The 23,169-nt window shown below is 46.6% G+C and carries 20 protein-coding genes and 1 pseudogene; 7 read left to right on the top strand and 14 right to left on the bottom strand.

Annotation, left to right across the window (positions count from 1 at the left end; all coding sequences use genetic code 11):
• Window positions 1-228 precede the first annotated feature (228 nt).
• The 5 genes and pseudogenes from MHI12_RS28325 to MHI12_RS28305 all read right to left on the bottom strand — a co-directional run bounded on the left by MHI12_RS28325 (window position 229) and on the right by MHI12_RS28305 (window position 4,680).
• A complete protein-coding gene (locus MHI12_RS28325; RefSeq protein ID WP_017691802.1) occupies window positions 229-729 on the bottom strand; it encodes a hypothetical protein in 501 nt (166 codons plus the stop codon).
• Window positions 730-983: 254 nt separating this feature from the next.
• Window positions 984-1,954 (bottom strand): annotated as a pseudogene (locus MHI12_RS28320) (cation diffusion facilitator family transporter).
• Between the two features lie 224 nt (window positions 1,955-2,178).
• The gene (locus MHI12_RS28315; protein WP_405170926.1) at window positions 2,179-2,775 is read right to left on the bottom strand and encodes an SMI1/KNR4 family protein; all 597 of its coding nucleotides are present in this window, start codon (window positions 2,773-2,775) and stop codon (window positions 2,179-2,181) included.
• A gap of 460 nt (window positions 2,776-3,235) precedes the next feature.
• Window positions 3,236-4,006 carry a class III extradiol ring-cleavage dioxygenase gene (locus tag MHI12_RS28310; RefSeq protein WP_341009352.1) on the bottom strand — a complete coding sequence of 257 codons (771 nt, stop codon included), beginning with the start codon at window positions 4,004-4,006 and terminating at the stop codon, window positions 3,236-3,238.
• On the bottom strand, window positions 4,006-4,680 hold the full coding sequence (locus tag MHI12_RS28305) for an alpha/beta hydrolase (protein ID WP_405170925.1): 675 nt from the start codon (window positions 4,678-4,680) through the stop codon (window positions 4,006-4,008). The genes MHI12_RS28310 and MHI12_RS28305 overlap by 1 nt, the downstream gene beginning before the upstream one ends.
• A 228-nt stretch (window positions 4,681-4,908) precedes the next feature.
• Here MHI12_RS28305 and MHI12_RS28300 point away from each other — a divergent pair, with 228 nt between their 5' ends.
• Together MHI12_RS28300 and MHI12_RS28295 are read left to right on the top strand one after the other, a co-directional pair.
• Window positions 4,909-5,274: a glyoxalase superfamily protein gene (locus MHI12_RS28300; RefSeq protein ID WP_076209698.1), complete on the top strand. Its 366-nt coding sequence runs from the start codon at window positions 4,909-4,911 to the stop codon at window positions 5,272-5,274.
• Between the two features lie 63 nt (window positions 5,275-5,337).
• Window positions 5,338-5,877 (top strand): helix-turn-helix domain-containing protein, encoded by a 540-nt coding sequence (locus MHI12_RS28295; RefSeq protein ID WP_405170924.1) that lies wholly within the window; start codon window positions 5,338-5,340, stop codon window positions 5,875-5,877.
• A 245-nt stretch (window positions 5,878-6,122) separates the two neighbouring features.
• Here MHI12_RS28295 and MHI12_RS28290 read toward each other — a convergent pair whose 3' ends face one another.
• From MHI12_RS28290 to MHI12_RS28270, 5 genes are all read right to left on the bottom strand, one after another.
• A complete protein-coding gene (locus MHI12_RS28290; protein WP_062836838.1) occupies window positions 6,123-6,842 on the bottom strand; it encodes a 3-ketoacyl-ACP reductase in 720 nt (239 codons plus the stop codon).
• A gap of 78 nt (window positions 6,843-6,920) precedes the next feature.
• Window positions 6,921-7,820: a DUF4097 family beta strand repeat-containing protein gene (locus MHI12_RS28285; protein ID WP_405170923.1), complete on the bottom strand. Its 900-nt coding sequence runs from the start codon at window positions 7,818-7,820 to the stop codon at window positions 6,921-6,923.
• On the bottom strand, window positions 7,817-8,410 hold the full coding sequence (locus MHI12_RS28280; RefSeq protein ID WP_405170922.1) for an HAAS signaling domain-containing protein: 594 nt from the start codon (window positions 8,408-8,410) through the stop codon (window positions 7,817-7,819). The genes MHI12_RS28285 and MHI12_RS28280 overlap by 4 nt, the downstream gene beginning before the upstream one ends.
• Entirely contained in the window at window positions 8,403-8,732 is a 330-nt protein-coding gene (locus MHI12_RS28275) for a PadR family transcriptional regulator (protein WP_036667851.1), read from the bottom strand. Before MHI12_RS28275 ends, MHI12_RS28280 begins: the two co-directional genes overlap by 8 nt.
• Window positions 8,733-9,028: 296 nt before the next feature.
• Window positions 9,029-10,573 (bottom strand): FAD-dependent oxidoreductase, encoded by a 1,545-nt coding sequence (locus MHI12_RS28270; RefSeq protein WP_405170921.1) that lies wholly within the window; start codon window positions 10,571-10,573, stop codon window positions 9,029-9,031.
• A gap of 369 nt (window positions 10,574-10,942) precedes the next feature.
• On the opposite strand from MHI12_RS28270, the gene MHI12_RS28265 reads away from it, so the two are divergent.
• The gene (locus tag MHI12_RS28265) at window positions 10,943-13,765 is read left to right on the top strand and encodes a glycoside hydrolase family 3 C-terminal domain-containing protein (RefSeq protein WP_405170920.1); all 2,823 of its coding nucleotides are present in this window, start codon (window positions 10,943-10,945) and stop codon (window positions 13,763-13,765) included.
• A 155-nt stretch (window positions 13,766-13,920) separates the two neighbouring features.
• Here MHI12_RS28265 and MHI12_RS28260 read toward each other — a convergent pair whose 3' ends face one another.
• Window positions 13,921-14,760 (bottom strand): methyl-accepting chemotaxis protein, encoded by an 840-nt coding sequence (locus tag MHI12_RS28260; protein ID WP_405170919.1) that lies wholly within the window; start codon window positions 14,758-14,760, stop codon window positions 13,921-13,923.
• Window positions 14,761-15,041: 281 nt separating this feature from the next.
• Here MHI12_RS28260 and MHI12_RS28255 point away from each other — a divergent pair, with 281 nt between their 5' ends.
• Both MHI12_RS28255 and MHI12_RS28250 read left to right on the top strand, forming a co-directional pair.
• Window positions 15,042-15,644 (top strand): TetR/AcrR family transcriptional regulator, encoded by a 603-nt coding sequence (locus MHI12_RS28255; RefSeq protein WP_405170918.1) that lies wholly within the window; start codon window positions 15,042-15,044, stop codon window positions 15,642-15,644.
• Between the two features lie 42 nt (window positions 15,645-15,686).
• Window positions 15,687-16,133, top strand: coding sequence for a DoxX family protein (locus tag MHI12_RS28250; RefSeq protein WP_341009337.1), 447 nt, complete (start codon window positions 15,687-15,689; stop codon window positions 16,131-16,133).
• A gap of 20 nt (window positions 16,134-16,153) precedes the next feature.
• Here MHI12_RS28250 and nrdG read toward each other — a convergent pair whose 3' ends face one another.
• Both nrdG and MHI12_RS28240 read right to left on the bottom strand, forming a co-directional pair.
• Entirely contained in the window at window positions 16,154-16,657 is a 504-nt protein-coding gene (gene nrdG, locus MHI12_RS28245; protein ID WP_405170917.1) for an anaerobic ribonucleoside-triphosphate reductase activating protein, read from the bottom strand.
• Window positions 16,654-18,615: an anaerobic ribonucleoside triphosphate reductase gene (locus MHI12_RS28240; protein WP_405170916.1), complete on the bottom strand. Its 1,962-nt coding sequence runs from the start codon at window positions 18,613-18,615 to the stop codon at window positions 16,654-16,656. Before MHI12_RS28240 ends, nrdG begins: the two co-directional genes overlap by 4 nt.
• A gap of 481 nt (window positions 18,616-19,096) precedes the next feature.
• On the opposite strand from MHI12_RS28240, the gene MHI12_RS28235 reads away from it, so the two are divergent.
• Window positions 19,097-20,734 (top strand): histidine kinase dimerization/phospho-acceptor domain-containing protein, encoded by a 1,638-nt coding sequence (locus MHI12_RS28235; protein ID WP_405170915.1) that lies wholly within the window; start codon window positions 19,097-19,099, stop codon window positions 20,732-20,734.
• 153 nt (window positions 20,735-20,887) lie between these two features.
• Window positions 20,888-21,826, top strand: a complete 939-nt coding sequence (locus MHI12_RS28230) for an aldo/keto reductase family protein (protein ID WP_047840782.1) — start codon at window positions 20,888-20,890, stop codon at window positions 21,824-21,826.
• A 124-nt stretch (window positions 21,827-21,950) separates the two neighbouring features.
• Here MHI12_RS28230 and MHI12_RS28225 read toward each other — a convergent pair whose 3' ends face one another.
• Window positions 21,951-23,063 (bottom strand): GGDEF domain-containing protein, encoded by a 1,113-nt coding sequence (locus MHI12_RS28225; RefSeq protein WP_405170914.1) that lies wholly within the window; start codon window positions 23,061-23,063, stop codon window positions 21,951-21,953.
• Between the last annotated feature and the right edge of the window lie 106 nt (window positions 23,064-23,169).

The raw sequence follows: 23,169 nt of genomic DNA, 5'->3' as shown, positions 1-23,169 counted from the left end.
TGAATGACGAGCAGCACCCCTTTTCTATTACCTACATCAGAGCAAAAGCTCAGGTCATATTATTTTCGTACACACGTTAACGGAGGGGACAGAAAAAACGAAGGAAGCGTAGCGGTCGCCTTTATCAACGGATTTTCCCATTCTAGATGGGATTCAAAAAAATCCGGGGATAACAGCGATCCGAAGTTGTTCTGTCACCGCAGTGATCAAGTGGAAACGAATAAAGGGTTACATGCGCTTTTTGCGACCTACCATGATCCATGCCCCACCCATAATCAACACAATCGCCACGAACGGTTGGATAAAGCTCAAGCTGCTCAGCATCGTACCAATTGACATCACAGCGAAGAATAGCAACGATATCACCGTCAGAATGTTAATGGGGATCAGCAACCATTTGTTCCGACCACCGAACCAATACAATTCGAACAAACCCACAGCAACAGCCAGAATGAAGCCCGGCCACATCGTACCCCAGTTGTTAAACAACATAGCGATCTGGCAGACAATACCCACAGTGAGCAACAATCCACCGGGAACCAGCAGTCCAACCCCTCTGCCAATCATGGAGAAGTACAGCCAGTGGAAGAACAGTCCCAGTGGAATCACGAATAACGTGGGCCAGAAAGTCGCAAAGATCGTACCCGGACCAAGTGAACCTCCCTGGTTCAGAATCAGGTACACGCCCAGCAAAATGAGAACAGGCGCAAGGATCGTACGTTTAGCCATAATATCTCTCCTTCTTAATACAAGATCAATTTTCCGAACGGTTGTATGTAGAGCAATTACTTTGTTATTCACAGCATACCATGAACTGGAAAAGTCTATCCTCCGTCTTTGGAGTTAAAATGAACCTAGACCAAAGTCTAGGTACGTAAATTTGAGAAACTATACTCCCTAGATGAGGGTGTAGTTGAACATTCTAAAAACCCACTCTGTTGAAGAGTGGGTTCTGTTATTTTTTTTATCAAAAGCGAAGCTTGTTATTTCACCACATCCGAATGTTTCTTGCCCCAGCTGTTCACACCGTCATCCTCAATAATGGAGATGGCAGCGTCGGCGATGTCGGGGTTTGTCATCAGTTTCTCCTGAATACGGAACTTGATGTCATCCGCATCAGCCAGGCTGAGTCCTTTGGTCAGTTCAATCAGACCTTCGACATGATAATAACGGCCTTCCTGAATGATACGCATCATCTGAATATCGGCAACGTGTGTGTCTGCGAGAATGGTCTGGGACACTTTGTCCTCAATATCCTGCGGAGCCGCAACACCGATCAATCCGATCATATTATCGTAACCAACCCGGAAGGCTACAGCGATCATCAGACATCCAATAATTGTTGTCACAATGCCATCAAGCAATGCAAAATTGGTCAATGCAATGACTACAACGGAGATCAAGGCGAGTGTCGCACCGAGTACTGCTACAACATCTTCGTAGAATACGAGACGGGTTGGTGGCGCAGCACGGCCTACATTTTTGATGGCAGCAGGGACCAAGGCAAATCCGGCGGCTTTGGGTGCGCGTGCTTCTTTGAGAATTTCCTTCATGGCTTTGATCAGAATGGCCCCGTCAATGACAATGTTTAGAACAAGCACTCCGATGTTAATCCAGAGACCGCCTGTATGACCAACAGGATGCTGCAACAGATGGATGCCTTCATGGATCGTCTCATAGGCCATAATTGTCACCACAATAACGGCGATCATGCAGAAAATGTTAATGACCCGTCCGAATCCGGTCGGGAAGCGGCGTGTAGGTTTTTCTCGGACAACACACTTCCGACAAAGACAAACCCTTGGTTAATGGCATCAGCGAGTGAATGCATCGCCGAAGCGAACATGGCGCCACTGCCACTGAATAGGAAGGCTCCCCCTTTGCACACAGCAAGAACAGCATTACCTGCCATCGCTACGGCGGAGGATGTGTTTCCTTTTTTGACGAGAGACATAAAGCTCTCAGACTTCGGTTGTTCAGCCACTTCGTATGTTCCTCCCAGATCAATGTATTAGGTGTAGAAAAGGCAGTTTATCTATACAGCATGTGCATTTCCACTAAATGTTATTATAACCGCTTTGACATATCCCAGCATTATGCAAAAAAGGTCATATCATCATGCTGATCATGTGATCCATAGGGAGTAGGCTGATGCCAGTTTGGATACGTTATACTATCTCAGTACTCGATGGCCTCAATAGCACGTAAATTCCGGTTGGACTGTTCCAACAGTTCCGTAAACGTCCCAGCGACATAATATACAAAATCCGGATCATGTACATACATAATAATTTGCCCAACCGTTCCTTGCTCTGTCGGATCAAAATCGAACATCAGATACAGTGAGCCACCTCCAAGCATGCCAAACGTGATCCATTTCTTTTGAAAAAGGTAGGGTTTGATTCGGGGATCAAGCTCACGGATCTCTTCTTCGGTAAAATAATCATCCATGCGGTTCTCCACCAGCGTGGACTGCTCCTTTTGAATCTTTTCCAGGGATAACAGGTAAAATGGCTCAGACTCTCGTCCTTCCTCGAGGCTTGGATACAAGACGTGAAAGGCATAACCGCTCCCATTTTTACGTTTATAAAACGCACGAAAATCAGCAGGTAATCGAATACCGTATTCCTGCTCGAATGCGTCAAGCTGCTCATCCGTCACGCCTTCAAACTCGCGATAAGCCTCCAAGAGTTCCCGGTTTTCCTCATCCTGTACCTTCTCCTCCAGCAACATATCCAGTTCATCCATCAATTCATATATACGCTGTTCTGGCATCCAATTCCCTCCGTATGAGCTATTCAGATAATATGGTGATTGTATGTGAGCAAACTGTGCCTGATTTCACCTCATATTATAGTTATAATCCGGAAAAGCACACAAGAAACCGGAGTCCTTGCTTTACATACTACAATGGTCTCATTATTCAAGGGCGGTAACAACAAATAAAGCGTGAGTAACAGGGGCATTCCCTGTAACTCACGCTAGTTATTTATCTACTTTATAAAAGAAACTAATCTTTTACACGAAAACGTAGAGGGCAGAAATAACCTGAAGAAGCGAAGTGTTCGCCTAAAAGCTTTCTGCAAGAAAGCTACATCGGAAGCATACGCTTATCCCCAGATTTTCACCTTTATATAAAGTAAATAAAAAAATCTGGGGATAACAGCGATCGGAAGGTTGTTCTGTCATCGGAGTAACGAGTGTAAATACTTTAGTTCGTTTTACATAATCCTCTTTATTCAAACTTCCAGCAGGACAAGCTCAGGTTACCATACTGATAGGCTTTGAACAGGAGCGATGCCTGTTTGTTCTGATCTCCCGCACCCATGGCGAGCAACAGCGGTACAAAATGCTCCGGTGTAGGCACGGCGGCTTGAGCTGAAGGTGCCAGTTTATCATAGGAGAAGAGAGACTCCGTATCCCAACTCACCAGCTTGTCATGCAGCCAGTTGTCGAACTCTGATGCCCACGGGTCAACGCCGTTACTTTCCCAGTTCAATCGACGCAGATTGTGAACGGTCCCGCCGCTGCCAATGACGAGTATGTCTTGCTCACGCAAGGAAGCGAGCGCCTGTCCGACCTGATATTGCTGCTCACCTGTCAGATATCGATTCACGGACAAGGCAACTACGGGAATATCCGCATCCGGGTAGAGCAGGCGCAGAACAACCCAAGCGCCGTGATCCAGGCCACGGACGTCATCGGTCTGTACTGGAATCCCTGCTTCTGCGAATAGGCGCTCCACTTCCGCAGTGGTTTCTGCCTGTCCTTGAGCCGGGTACTTGATCTGATACAGCTCGGGCTGGAAACCTCCGAAATCATAAATGGTCTCATAGTTGGCTACCGAGGATACAAGCTGAGTTGTGGATTCCCAGTGAGCAGAGAACAATACGATTGCTTTGGGTTTCGGCAGTTCCTGTCCAAGTTTCTGCAAAAATTCAGTGTACACATTCTCCTCCAGTGCCAGTGATGGGGCACCGTGAGCAATAAACAGAGATGGCATCATTATGAATTCAGTCCTTTCGATTCATCGGTAGTCAGATTTGCATCCGTCCGAAGCCAGTGTTGGAATTGTTGGTATAGATCGGGGGTCACCTGATGCCCACCGTTGTAAGGTAAATATGTGACGTGATCGGTATGTTGACGGAAGAAATTGGCGTTATCTTCGCCCAGTTGCAGCGGGAATAGATGATCCTGATCCCCATGCGAGATGAACACAGACAGCTCCGAATCGGGTTGCAGCTTGTACTCGTCTTTCACAAATTGCGGGATGTACCCACTCATCGCTACAATGCCTTTAATTGCATCTCCCATAATCAGCGATAGGGTCATGGCCATAATGGCGCCCTGGCTGAATCCGGCGATATAACGCCGCTTGGGATCAATAGCATATTTGGCGGACAGATCAACAATCAACTGTTGCAGCCCCTGAACGGAGGCATCATACAATTCACGGATGGGGTTGCCAATGCTTTTGATCTGAAAATAAGCATAACCACTACCCTGAACGATAGGCCCACGGATGGCAACAATAATAAAATCAGACTGCATAGGCTCCATTAAACGAAGCATATCTTGCTCATCTGATCCCATGCCATGTAAGGCGAAAATGACAGGATAACGTTGATCTGGATTGTAATGAGACGGTAATCGGACTTCATGTATATAAGGAGAATTCATTGAAAACACCACCTGAAGAGGAATGAATTAAATATATCGTTCTGACAATAAAGTTCACCAATATGAAATAAATATTCTTATTTATGAACAAAATTTATCATGGTTTGATTGTAGGGTCAATACTTTTTTTGTATGATGAATATATGTTGTTTATAAAAAATCTTGAATGTATCTACAATAAATGCCGCTGCGCAGGGTTCATATCTTATTCCCGAGGACGTGATCAGGATGTTAAAGAGTATCGTGCCTATTTTGAGAATATTTGATGAAAATAAAGCTAGAGAGTTCTACCTTGAATACCTCGGTTTCCAATTGGATTGGGAACATCGATTTGAGCAAGATATGCCCTTATATATGCAGATTTCACTCGATTCCATCGTGATTCATCTGTCCGAACATCATGGAGATTGTACACCTGGAGCTGCCTTGCGCGTGGAAACAGATAACTTGGATACATTCCATGGTGCACTTCGTCAGAAAGAGTACAAAAATGCGAGACCCGGTATAGAGGAGACCCCTTGGCAATCAAGAGAAATGACCGTGACAGATCCGTTTGGTAATCGAATTATATTTGTTGAGACAAGCGCCGAATAGATAACCTGAAGAAGCGAAGCGGACGTCTAGTGTTTGAAAATCAATAGAAGGGAGGGACGCGATATGGATATTGGCTTGGCTATTCGTACGATCCGCAAACAGAAACAGATTACGATCATGCAGATGTGCGAGGGAACGGGGTTGTCCAAAGGTTTTATCAGCAACGTGGAAAATAACAAAACGTCACCTTCCATTGCTACGCTGGAAAGTATTGCGGATTATCTGGAAGTGCCACTTCCCTATTTGCTGCTGACACCGGAGCAACGGATGAATGTGGTACGTAAGAACGAGCGCAAGGAAACAACGGCCGGAAGCGGACAGATCAAAGTGCAGCATCTTACAGCCAAAGGTGCGATGCGTATGTCCATTGTGGAGTTGCCGCCAGGTGCATCGACCGGGGTAAGCAAACATGCGGGAGAAGAGAGTCATCTTTTATTGCAGGGCATGATTCGTGCGCAACAAGGTGAAGATGTGGAAATTCTGGAAGTGGGTGATTCGTTTACCTGGAATGCGATCGTGCCCCATGAAGTGACCAATATCGGTGAGGAGCCTGCGGTGGTGCTCATTGCGGTGTCCAAAGAATTGGGTCTGGATCATTTGTAGAATAAAAAAAGGACGGCTCCCAAGTCATGAACATGCGAACCTGCATACATGTACAATGGGAAACGTCCTTTTATATTTCTAACGAACTGAGCGAGCTCTATTAGGTGATTTTAAGCAGGTGCAGAGATGTAACGAACCTCATACGCTTTATTTCACTGCTGTGTGTGTATTTTGGCTACAGTTCACAGACTTTTAGCGAAATAACGTCGCAGAGATTCGTTAGAAAAGACAGAGGGAGAATCTGCCTATTGCGGATTAGTCGTCCAGATGCCTGCTGCTTTGACAAAGACACGGTCGGACAGCTTGAGCGTTGCGAGTGCAAGTTCTGCTACATCTTCCGCTTGCATCATGCGATCTTCGTCGCCAATTTTCAGTCCGGCATTAGTCGCAAGCTCCGTATTAACGGTGCTTGGTGTCAGTGCGGTCACACGAATGTTGGATTTGCGCACTTCCTGCATTAGAGATTCGGTCATACCGAGTAGCGCAAACTTGGATGCACAGTATGCCGAACCTGTAGCAAATCCGCGCTCACCTGCAGTGGAAGCAATATTGATAATGCTGCCGCTACTTTCCTTGATCATGCTTGGAAGGACAGCACGTGTCACGTAATATGTACCCATAACGTTGACATGCAGGATGCGTTCCCACTCTTCTGGGTCCATATCCAGCAATGTTCCGAAGCTTGCGATACCTGCATTGTTGATCAGGATATCCACTGCGCCGAGTTCCATCTCAATGGCGGCTACAGCGGCTTCCGCCTGTGTGCGATCCGAGATGTCTGCTACAGCACTGGTTACTTTCACACCGTATTCTTGACTCAGAGACTGTTGCAGAGCCTGAAGATCGGAAGCGGTACGTGCGATAAGCCCGAGGTGTACACCTTCTTTGGCAAGTGCTTCAGCGATCGCACGGCCGATACCTTTACCGGCACCTGTGATGATAGCTGTTTTATTTTTAAGTTCCATGTGGGTAATTCCTCCTTAGAAATGGACTAGCATTCAATTATACTATTATTACCCACAGTTCGGAAATTGGCTTCATCACTATTTGGTAATCTCGATGCTGCCAGAAGAAGTACGGGCCTTGATCACTTCCCGGCTCACCATTGGCGATTCAGGTACATCTACACTTCCGGAAGTAGCCTTAGCGTCGTAGATTCCGTCAAAATCAGGTGCAGCTTGAATGAAAATATCTCCTGATGTTCCAGACGCATTAATCGGGGCGGAATGGGACTGTTCAATATGAATGCTACCCGAAGTGAATTGAACATCGGCTGCGCCGTTTAATTCAGTGATCTCAATATCTCCTGATTTAATCTTACTGTTTACTTGACCAACTACCTGATCAGCAGTGAAGCTTCCGGATGTCTGTTTCACGGTCATGTCTCCATTAATCATGGAAGCGGTAATGTCCCCCGAAGTCAGAGCCAACTCAATATTGGGTACCTTGATGTTTGCCAGACGTATGGAACCTGAGGTGTTATTCAGCTCAAGCTGATTGGCACTCAGATCCGTTAGATCCCATTCACTTGAAGAGGAGTCCAGCTTAACCTCATTTAACTTGTGTCCTTCAGGCAGGGCAACTGTTATTGTGGAGTCTTGATCATTCCAGTACAAGGTGAAAAATTGCAATCGTTCACGTTCTGTCTGCGCCAGTTGGAATGTGCCGTTAGATAAAGTGGCTTGTTCGAAGCTTTTGACTACGGCAGGGTCCCATTTTCCATCCACTTCGATATAACCATTCGAATCCGGGCTTACAACAAATTCAATATCTGCACTGAAATTAGCATTCATGATAATGTTCTGTAATTCATCTTCTTTGAAATCCCATCGTTTAGAATAATGCTCCCGTTCATCCCCGAACTGAACGCCATAGATGGATGTCCCAAGTAAACCTATTCCGATACATATCACGGCAAGCGCAAGCCATTTTTTGGTGCTCATGCGGAAACATCTCCTTTCATCGTGTTTTTATTCCATCTAATATATTGAAGAGTGACGATTTTGAAGGCTCTAAAGACATACTTCGATGCGATGGCAAACAAAATGCCGACACCGAAAGCGCCAATCGCAACGAAGATCTCTGCTTTATCGAGTTGGCTTAGGAATACGAAATCCACAACCGCTGCCACAGGAGCCAATACCAGCAAGGATAGGCTAGCAATAACAAGCCATACCGACCACATCATGAGACCAAGAGGAATACCAAGAATCAGATTCAGGAATAACAGGCCGATGGCTGTGAAAAATTTGCGAGTGGCGCTGGTGCTGTTTCTAGGTGACCGCATTTCGCGATACGTTGGTGCATAGAACGCATCTGAACCCGGCGTATGAATGTCATAACGATCACCGAGCGCTTCCTTGGCGATTTCTTCCGGTTGTCCGAGTTCCCGAGCGATCTCTTCTTCCAGCCTGCCTTCTCGTAGTCCAAGCTCGAAGTGTTGATCATAGTCGGCGAGCAACTCAGCCCGCTCGAATGGGTCCATCGGCCGTAGATGAATTTCCATGGCTTTCATAAATTGTTGTCTATTCATTGGGGATTCCTTCCTCAATCAGATTTGCGACATTGCGCACAAATTCATTCCATTCTGTCGTCAGTGCCGTCATGTAGTCGCGACCTGTATCGGATAGTCGGTAATACTTGCGCGGCGGTCCTTCGCTTGATTCTTGCAGATAGGTGGTGCAGTAACCGTCATTCACAAGCCGGCGAAGCAAGGGATACAGTGCACCTTCAGCAACTTCGATATGTTTGGAGACCGCCTGAGCCAGTTCGTAGCCATACCGATCCTGGCGGTTAATTAATACCAGGACGCACAGCTCCAATACTCCTTTTTTGAACTGGATGTTCACATTCACACAGGTTCCTCCTTAGTAGCTTCATTTATCGCTAGTGTATATTGTTCAGTAGTGGTGAATTTATCATAGCATCCAGTACTGTTTAATGCAAGGTAGTGACTTTAAAATAGTTCCGTATCACGATTGATCGATAATAAGTTCGTTTAATACTGATGCTTAGCTGAAGCTGTCTGTTTAGCTATAATTCAGCATACGCAAAAACCGGATCGGTTACTTCCGTCTGGAGGCGGATTCCGATCCGGTCTGTGAGATGAACTTTTGTTTCTTTGGTTTACAGGTTAATCGCTAAATGTCGGTTATTCTTGTGCATCCAGAACTTTAAGGTCTTCCACAGCAGGGCCCTCAATGACATGGCCTGCATAATCGAAGCGGGAACCATGGCATGGGCAATCCCACGAACGTTCCCCCTCGTTCCATTCGACTTCGCAACCCAGATGGGTGCAGGTGGTATCCACCAGAAACAGCTTGCCACTGGTATCCTTGTAGGCGCCAGCACGTTTGCCATTATGACGAACGACGGCTCCTTCGTCTTCACCAATATCGCTAACCTTTTTGTGCACAATGCCTACTTTACCGGAGATTAATTCTTTGGCTACATTCACATTTTCCACAATAAAGTGTTTCATACCAGGATCGGCCTTGAATCTTGCCGGATCGAATATGGCAGCATGAGGGTTGTCACGTCCGGTGATGCGATCTGCGAGAATATGACCGGCCATGGTACCCGTTGTCATTCCCCATTTGGCAAATCCGGTCGCCACATATACACGTTCATGTCTTCCGGTAATCGGTCCAATGTAAGGCACCTTGTCAATGGAGATCAGATCCTGGGCTGACCAACGAAAAGGAATGTTGCGGATACCAAATGTCTCCGCTGCGAATTGCTCCAGGCGTTCATAATGACCGAAGGTGCAGATGCCTTGTCCGGTTTTGTGATTTTCGCCGCCGAAGAGGATAAGTTCCTTACCGTCATGCAAGACGGTACGCAAGGAACGGTACGGTGTATCGTCCGAGATATACATGCCACCAGCATACGGTTTTTCCGGTTCGACTAATACGGCGTACGATCGCTCGGCGTGTAATCGTGTGAAATAAAATCCGGGATCATAGACGGGAAAATGAGAAGCCACGACAATATGTTCCGCTGTTACGGATGGACCATCTCCATAAGTTCTGACATGTAGTGAAGCATCTTCCTCTACATCGGTTACGGTGGTGTGCTCATAGATACGTACCCCTTGTTTCACAGCGGAATCGAGCAAGTAGTGCAGGTAGGCCAGTGGATCAAAGCGTGCCTGACCCGGCATGCGAATGCCTGCTCTGGCGGGAACGGGAATAGGGAGGGGATCAACCCACTCACCAGGAATATTGAGTTTCCCATAAGCGGTCAGCTCGATCTCCAGTTTTTTGATGTTTTCCTCGGATTGAATGTAGACGTAGGCATCTTCCTCTGCCCACTGGCAATCAATCTGTTTTTCCTTCACCAGATTGCGCATCCACTTGGCGGCATCGGCATTACCTTCATAGTACATCCGAGCCTGCTCTTGTCCGAAGTGATGCATAATTTCATCAAATATGACGCCGTGTTGTGCAGATACCTTGGCGGTGGTATGACCGGTCGTGCCATCCAATACTTTTCCAGCCTCCAACACGACCACACGCATACCCGTCTGTGCCAGCAGATAAGCGGTAGTAATGCCTGCAATACCGGCACCAATAATTGCTACATCCGCGGTGATATCTTCAGTCAGTTTAGGATAGGCATCGAATTGATGCGTAGCACGCCACAGCGATTCGGGGACCGGGGGCAGACCCGTCTTGGGCTGCTGATTGTCGCTCATTTGTTTTCCTCCTTAATCATCTTCATTCGGTTGATGCGATTGTCGTTCAGCGCACATCGTTGTACTCTTATTCATGATTGCCAGACTATGCCAGGAAAAAACGGTGTTGTTCAGATTTTGCAGAAGGGATGTTCACAATTTCCTGCGCAGAACCTCTGTTTTTTTTGTTAAACATGCTTTATGATAAGATTACCGAAATCGTTTTAGGTTTTGAAAAGGAGATAAAACTTCACACCTTTAAACGTTGATTATAAAAGGGTTAATTGATCCACCGGAAGAAAGATTTTATCCGAATTAACCCCCGTTTTTTCTTGATATATGTATTCGCTATCATTTTAATTAACTACCGATAACCAAAGGAGATTCTATATGACGACCAACCAAACGAAATATCCGTTTCAAGATACAGCACTAGAGTTAGACACTCGTGTGAAGGACCTTGTATCCCGCTTAACGGAAGATGAAAAAATTGAATCCATGCTGCAATATCAGCCAGCAGTAGACCGCTTGGGTGTGCCTGCATACAAACATGGAACAGAAGCGGCACACGGTCTGGCCTGGCTTGGAGAAGCAACATCCTTCCCACAACCGGTGGGGCTGGCATGCACGTGGGATGCGGATTTGATGAAAGAGATTGGCTCCGTGCTCGGAGACGAGGCGCGTGTATTTTATAAACGAAATCCGGCAGTGAACGGTCTTACGCTGTGGGCACCTACAGTGGATATGGAACGTGACCCGCGCTGGGGACGGAATGAAGAGGCATATGGTGAAGATCCGGAACTGACAGCCGAGCTGACAACAGCATTGGTCAAAGGAATTCAGGGCGACCATCCAAAGTATTACAAAGCGGTCGCTACCTTGAAGCATTTCCTCGCCAATAATAACGAAGTGGATCGCGGAAGTGGTTCGTCCAGCATTGATCCACGTAACATGCGTGAATATTATCTGAAGGCGTTTGAGAAGCCATTTAAGGAAGGCGGCGCACAGTCCATGATGACGGCGTACAACTCCATTAATGGTACACCAGCGTTGTTGCATCCATTTGTGAACGAGATTGTCAAAGGCGAATGGGGCATGGATGGTTTCATTGTCAGCGACGCAGGCGACGTAATGGGCATCAAGAACGATCATAAATACTATGATTCCCATACACCAGGTACGGTAGAGTCTGTTAAAGCCGGAATTGACAGCATTACCGATGATGCTGATCTGTCCAAACAGGCACTGCGTGAAGGATTGGAACAAGGTACACTCACGATGGATGACATCGACAAAGCGTTGTTTAATACATTCCGTGTGCGTTTCCGTCTGGGTGAGTTCGATCCGGAAGAAGGCAACCCGTACGCTGCGATCGGTGAAGAGTCCATGATGACGGAGAAAGCAAAAGAATTGTCCCTCAGAGCCGCGAGAGAACAAGTAGTGTTGCTCAAAAACGACAAAGGCACGCTCCCGCTGGACAAAACAAAAGCAGGTAAAGTGGCTGTGATTGGTCAATTGGGCGGAACGGTCTATCGTGACTGGTATGCAGGCACCATGCCGTATAACGTATCCCCACTTGAGGCGATCCGTGGCAAAGTAGGCAGCGACCAAGTGGCGTTCAAGGATGGTAATGACCGGATTACGTTAACTTCCGTAGCCAATGGGAAGAAGATTGGACTGGCAGATGGTGAGAAATCAGCTGTTATTGCTTCCGGAGAAGCGGAGACGTTCATGGTGTCCGACTGGGGCTTCGGAAGTTATACCTTGCAGGCGGAAAGCAACGGCAAATATCTGACCACAGATGAAGAGACCGTAACGGCTTCCGCAGATGAAGTGTACGGCTGGTTTGTGAAGGAAGTATTCCACCTGTTGCCACAACAGGATGGAAGTGTAGGTCTGACGACTTGGAATGGCAAAACGGTGACTGCACCTAATGGTGGAAACGATGCATTTGCGGTATCCGAAGAACTGAAAACATTTGGTGCCACGGAGACGTTCAAGCAGGATGTGGTTGTGAATGGACTGGATGAAGCGGTAGCAGCTGCCAAGGCTGCGGAAACGGCGATTGTCTTTGTCGGTAATAATCCGCTTGTAAACGGGAAAGAAGAGATTGATCGTCCAAGTCTGGATCTCGCCGAATCCCAGCAACGTCTGATTGAAGCAGTCTATGCCGCGAACCCGAACACGGTAGTCGTTATCGTGGGTAGTTATCCGTTCACATCCAACTGGATTCAGGAGAACATCCCGGCGGTATTGTACACTTCACACGCAGGACAGGAACTGGGTAACGCAGTAGCTGACGTATTGTATGGCGACTATGCGCCAGCAGGCCGTTTGAACATGACATGGGTACAATCAGCAGATCAACTGACCGACATCAAGGATTATGATATCATTCAATCCGGTCGCACATATCAATATTTTGAAGGGAATGTATTGTATCCGTTTGGACATGGTCTGACGTATGCAACATTTAAATACAGCAATTTGCAACTTAGCCCAGCTCAAGTGGGTACAGAGGGCAGCGTTACGGTAACTGTAGATGTAACCAATACGGGTTCAATTCCCAGCGACGAGGTTGTACAGTTGTACGTTCGTGCAGGCAAATCGCGGGTAAAACGTCCACTCAAAACGTTAAAAGGATTCCGTCGTCTTCATATCGAAGCGGGAGCTACAGCGAAAGTCAGCTTCACCTTGCCTGTACAGGAACTGGCAATCTGGGATGTAACTCGTGATCGGTATGTCGTGGAAAGCGGAACTTACTCCATCATGGTTGCCAAGTCATCCTCCGATGTTCAACTGGTTGCAGATCTGACGGTAGAGGGAGAAACGATCCCTGCTCGTAATCTGGGCGTGTTTACCCGTGCAGAGAATTATGATGCTTATCTGGGTGTTGACCTGGATGAGAGCAAAGAGGGCGGAAGTGCTGTCCGCGTAATTGGAGAGCAAGGATGGATTGTCTTCAAAGATGCCGATCTGGGCAGTGGAGCAGCAGCAATTGAAGCTCGTGTATCCGCAGAACAAGCAGGCGCTGTGTTAGAAGTGCGACTTGGCTCACCAGACGGTACGCTCGCAGGACGTGTGGAGCTGGCGCAAGGTGAAGCCCAGCAGTGGTCTACCGTGAAGGCGGAACTCACAGGTGCATCAGGCGCGCAGGATGTATATATTGTGTTGTCTGCAGGTGTACGTATCAGCCACTTCGAGATTCGTTAAGTCAAATAGCTCATGAAAAAGCCTCCGAATGTATTCGGAGGCTTTTGTTTGTTGTTTGATGAGCATTATGCATAAATCCCCTGAGCGGTAGGATTCGAATTATGCAAATTGCTTTGATATGAAACGGATTTCTTTATTGTCCATTAAACGTATTTTTATTTACCGTCAAACGTAATCATTTTTTGCACAAATTGCTTCAATTGTTTGTTGGTTTCATTCAGTTGCTCAATTGTGCTCATGAAATTGTTTACGAGTTCAGCCTGCTCTTGGGAGCTTGCAGTGATCTCACCAAGTTCATTCTCCATGCCTTGAATGGATTGCCGAACCGAGAGAAGAGAATCTTCAATACGGGCCGTTGCTTCTTTGGTATCCACAGACAGTTTGCGAATTTCTTTGGCAACAACGCCAAAACCTGCACCTGCTTCACCTACACGAGCAGCTTCAATGGCTGCATTCAAGCCGAGCAGATTGGTTTGTTCGGAGATTTCGCGAATGAAGCTGGCGACTTGAGTTACATTGCCTGATTTCTGTACGGCTTGTTTGGAGTTGTTCCTGATCTCTTCGGTTGTGGCACTGAGTTCCTCGGAATGTGCAGCTACATGCTGTACACTGTCAATTAACTGGTTGGTCAGATTTTCGGTAGCATCCATGAGCTGTTGCAGCTGATCCTGGTCATCCATACTGTAGAGCAGGTTAAACAGGGCGATGACATCACCTTGTTCATTTTTAATGGGAATAAAAGCCACGTCAAATGGAACACCGAATAAATCTTTAGGATAGTGATCGAATCGTTTGACTGTACCACCGTTGAGATCAGCAAAATTCCGATTTCCATCCAATAGAGGGTCGCCGGGTTGATAATTCAGTTGTTTTAACGACTCCCCTGCTGAGAAATATAAGAATTTTTCATGATCAATAACGGAGAGGGTTACATCCTGACGAATCGTATCTCGAAAGAAAGGCATACATGTAATTAATGCTTGAACAATATCCATATAAAAGATGATTCCTCCCTGGTTACCTTATGTAAACGGTTAAATTTTAAATGCTAACTTAATAACTACCTATATTATATATCGTCATGCAATAGAGAAGAAAATAGAGAGAATGGATAAAACCTATTTCTTTAAAGAAGGTCTTTACGAATGCTACGATTATGCGGGAAAACGTCCGGGAACCAATTAAAGATCGGTTATTACCTTTCTTATTTACAAACCGATAGTCGGTTTGTATAATTTTATAAAGAGTAGAGGAGTAAACAAGGGAGGAAACGTACTTGAAGAATGAAGACAGACGGAAACATACAACAGCTCAGTTATTGGGAGCTACCAAGGAACTGTTACAGGAGAAAGCTTGCCATGCGATTACCTTAAAAGAGATTATGGAACGCTCGGGCTTGTCCAAAGGGGCGATTTTTCATTACGTAAGAAGCAAGGACGAAATATTTATCTGGGTTCTGATGGAGCATCTAGAGACGGTGCACTCTGCCGTTCTGTCTACCATTGCGGAAGCAGATATCAAGACGTTTGAAGGTCCGATGCAGATTATCGCTGCGAATTTAGTCGGTCTGGAGGAGCAGGGGTCAATGACCAATAAGGTCTTGCTTTATTTGCTGGGCAAAGAGGACGAACCTCAGGTGTCCGAAGCACTACAGCAATTTCACGATAGGTCGGTCAACTATTCGATGCAGTGGATTGAGTTGGGAATCAAACATGGTGTAATAGATAGCTCGATTAATGCAGAGCAGATGGGAGAACTTTTTGTACTGCTCTCCATGGGACTGCGGGTACGCACCTCAATGCATACAAGCGGACGGTCACACTTGAACTCTACAGATATAGCTAATCTCATGTCTACCATGCTTAAGCAACAAGACTGATATGAATCTTTTTATAGTAAAGATGATGAAGGAGGATAAGAAATGGCACCACTTATTGCATTATGCACAACTTTTATGATACTTCGGGGGATTGGCTGGCTTGGGGTTCCAATGTTTAATCATTGGCATCCTGCTTTGCAAGGTGCGGTTGTTGTCATGTTTTTGTTGACCGCATCCGCACACTGGGGCAAACGCAGAGCTGATTTGGTTCAGATGGTTCCTCGTGGATTAGTTCACAAGGAGAAAATCGTCACGTGGACTGGAATCTTGGAGATCGCAGGCGCAGTTGGTTTGCTTATTCCTGGTGTTGCATGGATTGCCGCAGCAGGGTTGCTGCTCATGCTGATTGTCATGTTCCCGGCTAATGTCCATGCGGCCCGTGAGAAGTTAACAATAGGCGGCAAAGCTGTGTGGCCTGTTTTCCCACGTCTGGTGCTTCAATTGTTGTTCATTACAGCGATTGTACTCGCTTCGCCATGGTTTGGATAATGTTTGGGTAATATACTGTCTCATATGAGTTTGTGCGTCACAATGGTGTGACTTGCCATCGTGACAGGCACATCAATCAAACGCTGATTCCGGCTGCCGCGGAAGGGAAGGGAAACATCACGCTCCGCTTCAACGTATCGACCGTCAATAATCACATCACACAATCGGGCAAGCTCTGCTCTCACAGGGTCGGTGACCAGTTCTTCATATTCGAATCCTGTATAGGCCCATACTGTCATATCAGGACGTGCAGCGCGGAGCTGCTGGACCCAAGACGTACATTCTGCTGCCGAGAAAAAGGGATCACCACCACACAACGTAACGCCATCCAGCAACGGATGGTTCGTCACTTCATACAGAATCTGCTGCTGCCGCTCCTCTGTAAAGGGTTCACCCGCTCGAAAGCTCCACGAATCCGGACTGAAGCAGCCCGGACAGGCGTGACGACATCCGCTGATAAACAATACGGCACGCAGGCCTGTCCCTTCATTCACCGATTCCGGGATGTAACCATATAGATTCACCGGTGTTTCACCCGATCCCGTACTTCGGCCTGCTTCGCAGCATTGAAGCGTACTTTGTAATCTCCAGTAAGATAACCGGTTACGCGGCGTAACCGCTGGAAGTGTACATGGTTCTCGTGGGCTTCACAGCCTGGACATACATCCCCAATGACCCCCTCATAACCACATGCAGGGCAGCGATCAATCGGATGATTAATGGAGAAATAACCGATATCCTGTGCTAGTGCATATTGCACGATTCGCAGGAAAGCTGTGGTGTTGGCTCGAACGTTCCCGTCAAGCTCCACATAGGAGATTGCACCTGCATTACATAACGTATGGAACGGGGCCTCCAGTTCAATCTTCCGATAAGCTGGAAGAGTGTGGTATACCGGGATGTGGAATGAGTTCGTATAATACTCACGATCATTAACACCAGCAATATGACCGTATCGCTCTCTGTCAATCTTCGTGAATTTGCCGGACAATCCTTCAGCAGGTGTGGCAAACAGTGTGATATTTAAGTTATGCTGCTCGCTCATCCGATCACAGAACTCTCTCATGGTCCGAATAATGTTGAGCGCTTCACGATGTACATGAGGGTCTTGCCCATGATGGCGCCCATACAGAGCTGTCATACATTCAGCGAGACCGATAAAACCAAGAGATAACGTTCCATGCTTTAATAGATCGGCAACGGGCTCGTTCGGGCCAAGTTGTTCTCCACCTTCCCATACACCCTCTCGCATCATGAAATCCGATGCCTTGGCAGGCTGTGCTGTCTGAATTCGGTAGCGGTGCAGCAGGCCGGAAGCGGCATTATGCATAACTGACTCCAAAGCAGTATAGAATCCGGCTCGGTCAGCGACAGCTCTTGCACCTTGGCAGATGCCAAACCGGATGCCGAGCTTGACGAGGTTAATGGTGTTGAAGGACAGATTACCTTTACCACTTTGACGATTGCGACCAAACCGGTCAGCCAGTGTACGTGTGCGGCATCCCATGGTTGCGATGATCGTATCCGGATCTTCCGGATGATAAAAAGGCAGATTGAAAGAGGCATCCACATTGACAAAGTTAGGATACATCCGCCGGGATGAACAGGTGACTGCGAGCCGGAACAGATCATAGTTCGGCTCTCCTTGAGCCTGATTGATCCCCTGTTTACATTGGAAAATATGTTGAGGGAACACGGGAGTCTCCCCGTTGCCCAGACCACGAATGGTTGCTTCCAGCAACGAGCGTGATACCAACTGTCCTTCCGCAGAAGTACATAATCCATAGTTCAGTGAAGTAAATGGAATCTGACCACCTGCCCGGCTGCTCATTGTATTCAGGTTATGAATCAGTGATTCAGCAGCTTGTCCTGTCTCCAATTCAGTCTCTTCATAGGCGAAAGCATATGCGCGCGGGCATTGATTCTTCGCTTCGATGCTATCCAGATGAAGCTGTTCATCCCCGATCAGAACATTTTCACCAAAGAGCCGTTGCCCTTTGCGGTAGTGTTTGCGGAACGATCGCTGTACATAAGGGGCCAGATCCCAGTCAATTTTATTGGCCGATACACCGCCATATTGACTGTTCTGCTGGGATTGGAAGATGATCGCAACCAGAGCCATGGCAGACATGATCGTCTGAGGTGTGCGAACCGATCCGTTACCTGTGTTGAAACCCGCAGCAAGGAGACGGTCAAACGGGATAAAGATACAGTTGGTCGTTCCAAGTGCATACTGATCCAGATCGTGTACATACAGATCCCCATTCTCCACAGCTTGGGCAAGCTCTTCCGGCAACACATGACGCAGAGCATGCCACTTGGCGGTCTCCGAACCGAGCCTGCTCATCTTACCACTGAAGGAATCCCCGTTCAGATTCGCATTTTCCCTCAGCGTATCGGCGTCTTCTGCGCCAATAATTCGTCTTCCCAGGTCGGATAATAGATCGGATGCCGGTGGGGTGGCATACTCAAGCATGTTCATGTAAGGTTCCTCCTAAAATGATTTTGGTTATCATTTAATTCACGTTAAATACTATATGTAGATTCGTATTATCCATTTATAAACTATATGTGGTTTTTTGGGTGTGATAATGATCACACAGCTTACTGAACAAAATGGACTTTCCTTTAATTGCTGCGGATAAAGGTTCCCAAAGTCTGAGCGGAAGCGTATAATTTCTAGTTATTCTGCAAGTATAATATCCGAAGTCGGACAAGACGGACTTTAATCAAGCTGAAAAGGCGAGTTGAAATGAATTCGCGGTCGTTAAACCATCCGTTTAAGACCTGCTTTTGTCCGCAAATGGGCAATAGGCAGGGAGTATGATTCTCTTATACTTCTACGGTGTTAATCATATAAGTATAGATTGTGACAGCTATTCGGATTTTTGATGACCCCTGTACGTGATTAAACATTCTGAAATACAGATTTGAAAGTGCAGCTAAGATAAGAGGGGTGAATCATGGGGACGGCAGAAGGCATTACAAGAGGCTTCTATGAAGATATAAAGGAAGCTGCGGCCCATATCGTAGACGTATTAAGCGGTATATTGAAGGTAAATACCATCTTTGTTGCCACGAATGACGGGGTGACCAATGTCATTTTGGAAGCCTTTAATCGTACGGAAGAGTTAGTTGTTAAAGGCAGTGCACTTCCATTTACGGATTCATATTGCAGCCTGGTATTAAGAGACAACGGTAACGTGCTTACGATCCCGGATACATGTGAACATCCGATGACACGATCCATGGGCGTTACGAGCGGACTTGGCAATCGCTTCTTCGTGGGCGTGCCTATTATGAGAAGATCGGGCGAAACATTTGGTACCATCTGTCTGATGGATGATCCTGGTTATGTGATCAGCGAAACCGATATGAAGACACTGAAGGCAATGGCTGTATTCCTGGGTTATGTTGTTGATCTGGAAAGCACGTTGCATGTTCAGGAGCGGAAATTGAGTGATTCGGAACAAATGCAAGAACAGCTCCAGGCAGAGAAAGAACGTGCCGAATCTGAGGCCATGACCAAAACACAGATGTTGAAGCTAATGAGTCACGAGATTCGCAATCCTTTGAACGGTATTTTGGGACTGACAGATCTGATGCGCACACCGGATATGCCTGAGGAGCAGTCCGAATATGTGAACATGATTGAGACAAGCGGTAATATTCTGCTTTCCTTGCTGAATAATATGATGAATTTCAACATTAATGAAGCAGGTAAAACGGTTATACATGATGATCCGTTTGATCTGGTAGGCACCATTGAGAATACCGTGTATCTCTATGCCGGGATTGCGACGGGCAAGAACATTGAGCTGGGATTAAATCTTGAACTGAATGTATCTCAAGTGTTCGTTGGTGATGAAGTCAAGATTGGACAGTTGCTTGCACACGTCATTCAGTATGCTCTCGATTCAACGCGTGAAGGTTCCGTTCTGATCACAGCAGTGGTGAACGGAGAAGAATTGGAGGAGACCGGTACACTTCAGCTCAAGGTGAAGTACACGGGTCAGATGTTATCGGACAAGAAGACACCAACCTTTAACAGCCAAGATGAAAATTTGAATATCCAAAAACTGATTGGAAGCAATCTGGGTTTAGCTGTAAGCCAGAATCTTGCCATTCTCATGCATGGCCGTATTCAGGTGAGCAGTGTGAAGGAAAATGAGACGGAATTCAACATCTCCCTTCCGTTGCGCAGATACTGGGAGTTACCTCAACTCGCAAGTGTTCAGCAGCGGTTAAAAGGGAAAAAGGTGTTACTTGCCAAGGACCCTGACATTTTGCAAGGTGTCTCTTCCCTGATGCGTAGGTGGGAGATGGATGTACACATGACCTCGGGTGTGACATTAGCGCATGATTGGATCAAGGAAGGATTCATGCCGGATGTAGCCGTTGTGGATATGGGATTAATGGAAGGCGGCGCGGTTGATTTTGTACATGAACTGAAACAGCGACTGGAGAATCTGCCCGTCATTGTTCTTGTTCCTTATGGTATGCACATTGAATTGCATGAAGCAGAAGCCTTTGATGCTGTTCTGACCAAGCCGGTCAGACAGGCTGATCTGTTGAATGCATTGAGCATTACTTTGCCTTAGATCATGATCATAGATCTTTATTCGGCGCACCTTATAGGTGCGCTTTTTTTCATTTTCCATTTTCTGAGCCAAAGCCCTTTTATTCCGAGCTGGTTACGTTACAATAGTAAGTGAACTTCATCTTTATAACCAACAGAGGAGGATATGCAATCAATGGATTATCGCAGATTAGGTGGAAGCGGACTGAAAGTGAGCGAGATCAGCCTGGGAAGCTGGCTGACGTACGGAGGGTATGTGGAACGTGAGAATGCGGTGAAATCAATTGAAACTGCATTTGATGAAGGCATCAACTTTTTTGATACTGCCAATGTATACGAACGGGGTGCAGCAGAAGAATTGCTGGGGCAGACGCTCAAAGCATATTCCCGTGACTCTTATGTACTTGCAACCAAAGTATTTGGCAAAATGGGTGATGGTCCGAATGATCAGGGGTTGTCTCGCAAACATATCAAGGAGCAATGTGAAGCCAGCTTGAAGCGCCTGGGCGTTGAATATGTGGATATCTATTACTGCCATCGTTATCATACCGAAACACCAATTGAAGAAACACTCCGCGCGCTCGATGATCTGGTACGCCAAGGCAAGGTGTTATATGTAGGTGTCAGCCAGTGGACAGCGGCTCAGATGGAAGCTGCGTTGGGTACAGCAGATCGTCTGCTTCTGGATCGTATCGTGGTCAATCAGCCGGTGTACAACATGTTTGACCGTTATATCGAAAATGAAATTATCCCGCTCGGTGAGCGTAAAGGCATCGGACAAGTTGTATACTCCCCGCTTGCTCAAGGTCTATTGACCGGGAAATATACGTCCGTTTCCGATATCCCAGAGAATAGCCGTGCTGCCAAGCTAGGATGGGACGAAGGAAAGATCAATGCGGATCGTATCGGGAAAGTTCGTCAACTGATTGAAGTGGCGGACAAGCTGGATCTGAAGGTTGGGCAACTGGCCCTTGCCTGGATTCTGCGCCAGAACAATGTATCCAGTGCCCTTGTAGGGGCGAGTCGTCCCGAGCAGGTAAAAGAGAACGCGGCTGCATCTGGCGTGAAGCTGGATGCTGCCATTGTGGAGGAGATTGAGAGCATCCTTGCTTGATCTCCTGTCAGCACACAAGCTGAGATGATATGCAATGATCCATAAAGCAAGGGATGTCCTGTGCGCCTGAATAGGCGAACGAGACATCCCTTTTTTGGAGAACATTGAAAGGTTAGATCGGAATTTAAAGTGTAAGAGGCAAGGAACGAAAAGTTAAGGCACACACACGGTTACGCCCTGTATTCTTGGCTTCATATAAAGCACGATCGGCCTGTTCGAAGAAATCATCATCGTCATGATCATCACAATGATCGGGATATACGGCTACACCAATGGAGATGGTTAGACGTGTCGTGTGCCCGTCGGGCAGAGCAAAATGGTATTTCTCTACAGCCTGTCGTATAGATTCGGCGGTAGCCACGGCCTGACGGTGTCCACAGTCGAGCAAGAGAATGGCGAATTCTTCCCCACCGTTTCGTGATACGATATCAGCAGAACGTGCATGCTCAACAAGCAGTTGTCCAAGTTGCTTCAGGACCGCATCGCCAGCGGAATGACCATAGGTGTCGTTTACCTTTTTGAATCGGTCAATATCAATGGCAAGCAAGGAAAGCTTCTGTTGGTAATCCCGCGCACGCTGGAGTTCCAGTTGAAGTGATTTTTCGAACTGTCGTCGATTGCTCAGGTTGGTAAGATGATCGGTAGAAGCTCTTTTTTCCAATAGAAATAACATTTCATTAGATTTATTAATGAATTCTGCAATGAAATAGATAAATAATCCACCGGCAAAGGAAATGGTCATTTGTAACGGATATATCTTCATTAATGAATTCATGCTGTCTGTATTCAACATAAGAATGATAAAGATTAATGTCATGCCAAGCAGATTCATTGTAATTATTTTGGTCAGTCTGGACCAAGGAGCATAGGCGAAGTATACACCGGACAGTCCGATCAGAGTCATGACAAAACCTGCATCTATGGCAGAGGATGATAAGCCGAACATCAGAATACGAATGATCGAGATCATGAGTCCCGTAACGACCGAAGCCAATCCTCCCATATATACCGCTGCGGTAACGATGGCCAGATGCCGTAGATCTACAATCGTAGTTTCGTTCAGAGGGAAAGAATAGTTCATGAGTACTGTGCCATATATACCGAATAATAAGCCGCCGATCAACTGAACACGTAACGAGGGAAAAGGCAATCGGATACTATAGAACTTTGCGATGATCCCGGACACATACATAAACGTAATCATGACACAGATATTAATGAAAAAAGTGCTAAACAACCGACATTCCCCCTTTTTACGCACATCCCTATATTTTATCTGAAAAGTGGTGCTGTAGCGAACCATATTATCCCAAATTTATGAGGGGATTGCTGGGAAAGATGTT

It is taken from the genome of Paenibacillus sp. FSL H8-0280 (genome assembly GCF_045040665.1).
GTDB lineage: Bacteria > Bacillota > Bacilli > Paenibacillales > Paenibacillaceae > Paenibacillus > Paenibacillus xylanexedens_A.
This window is presented reverse-complemented; position numbering and strand designations above follow the sequence as displayed.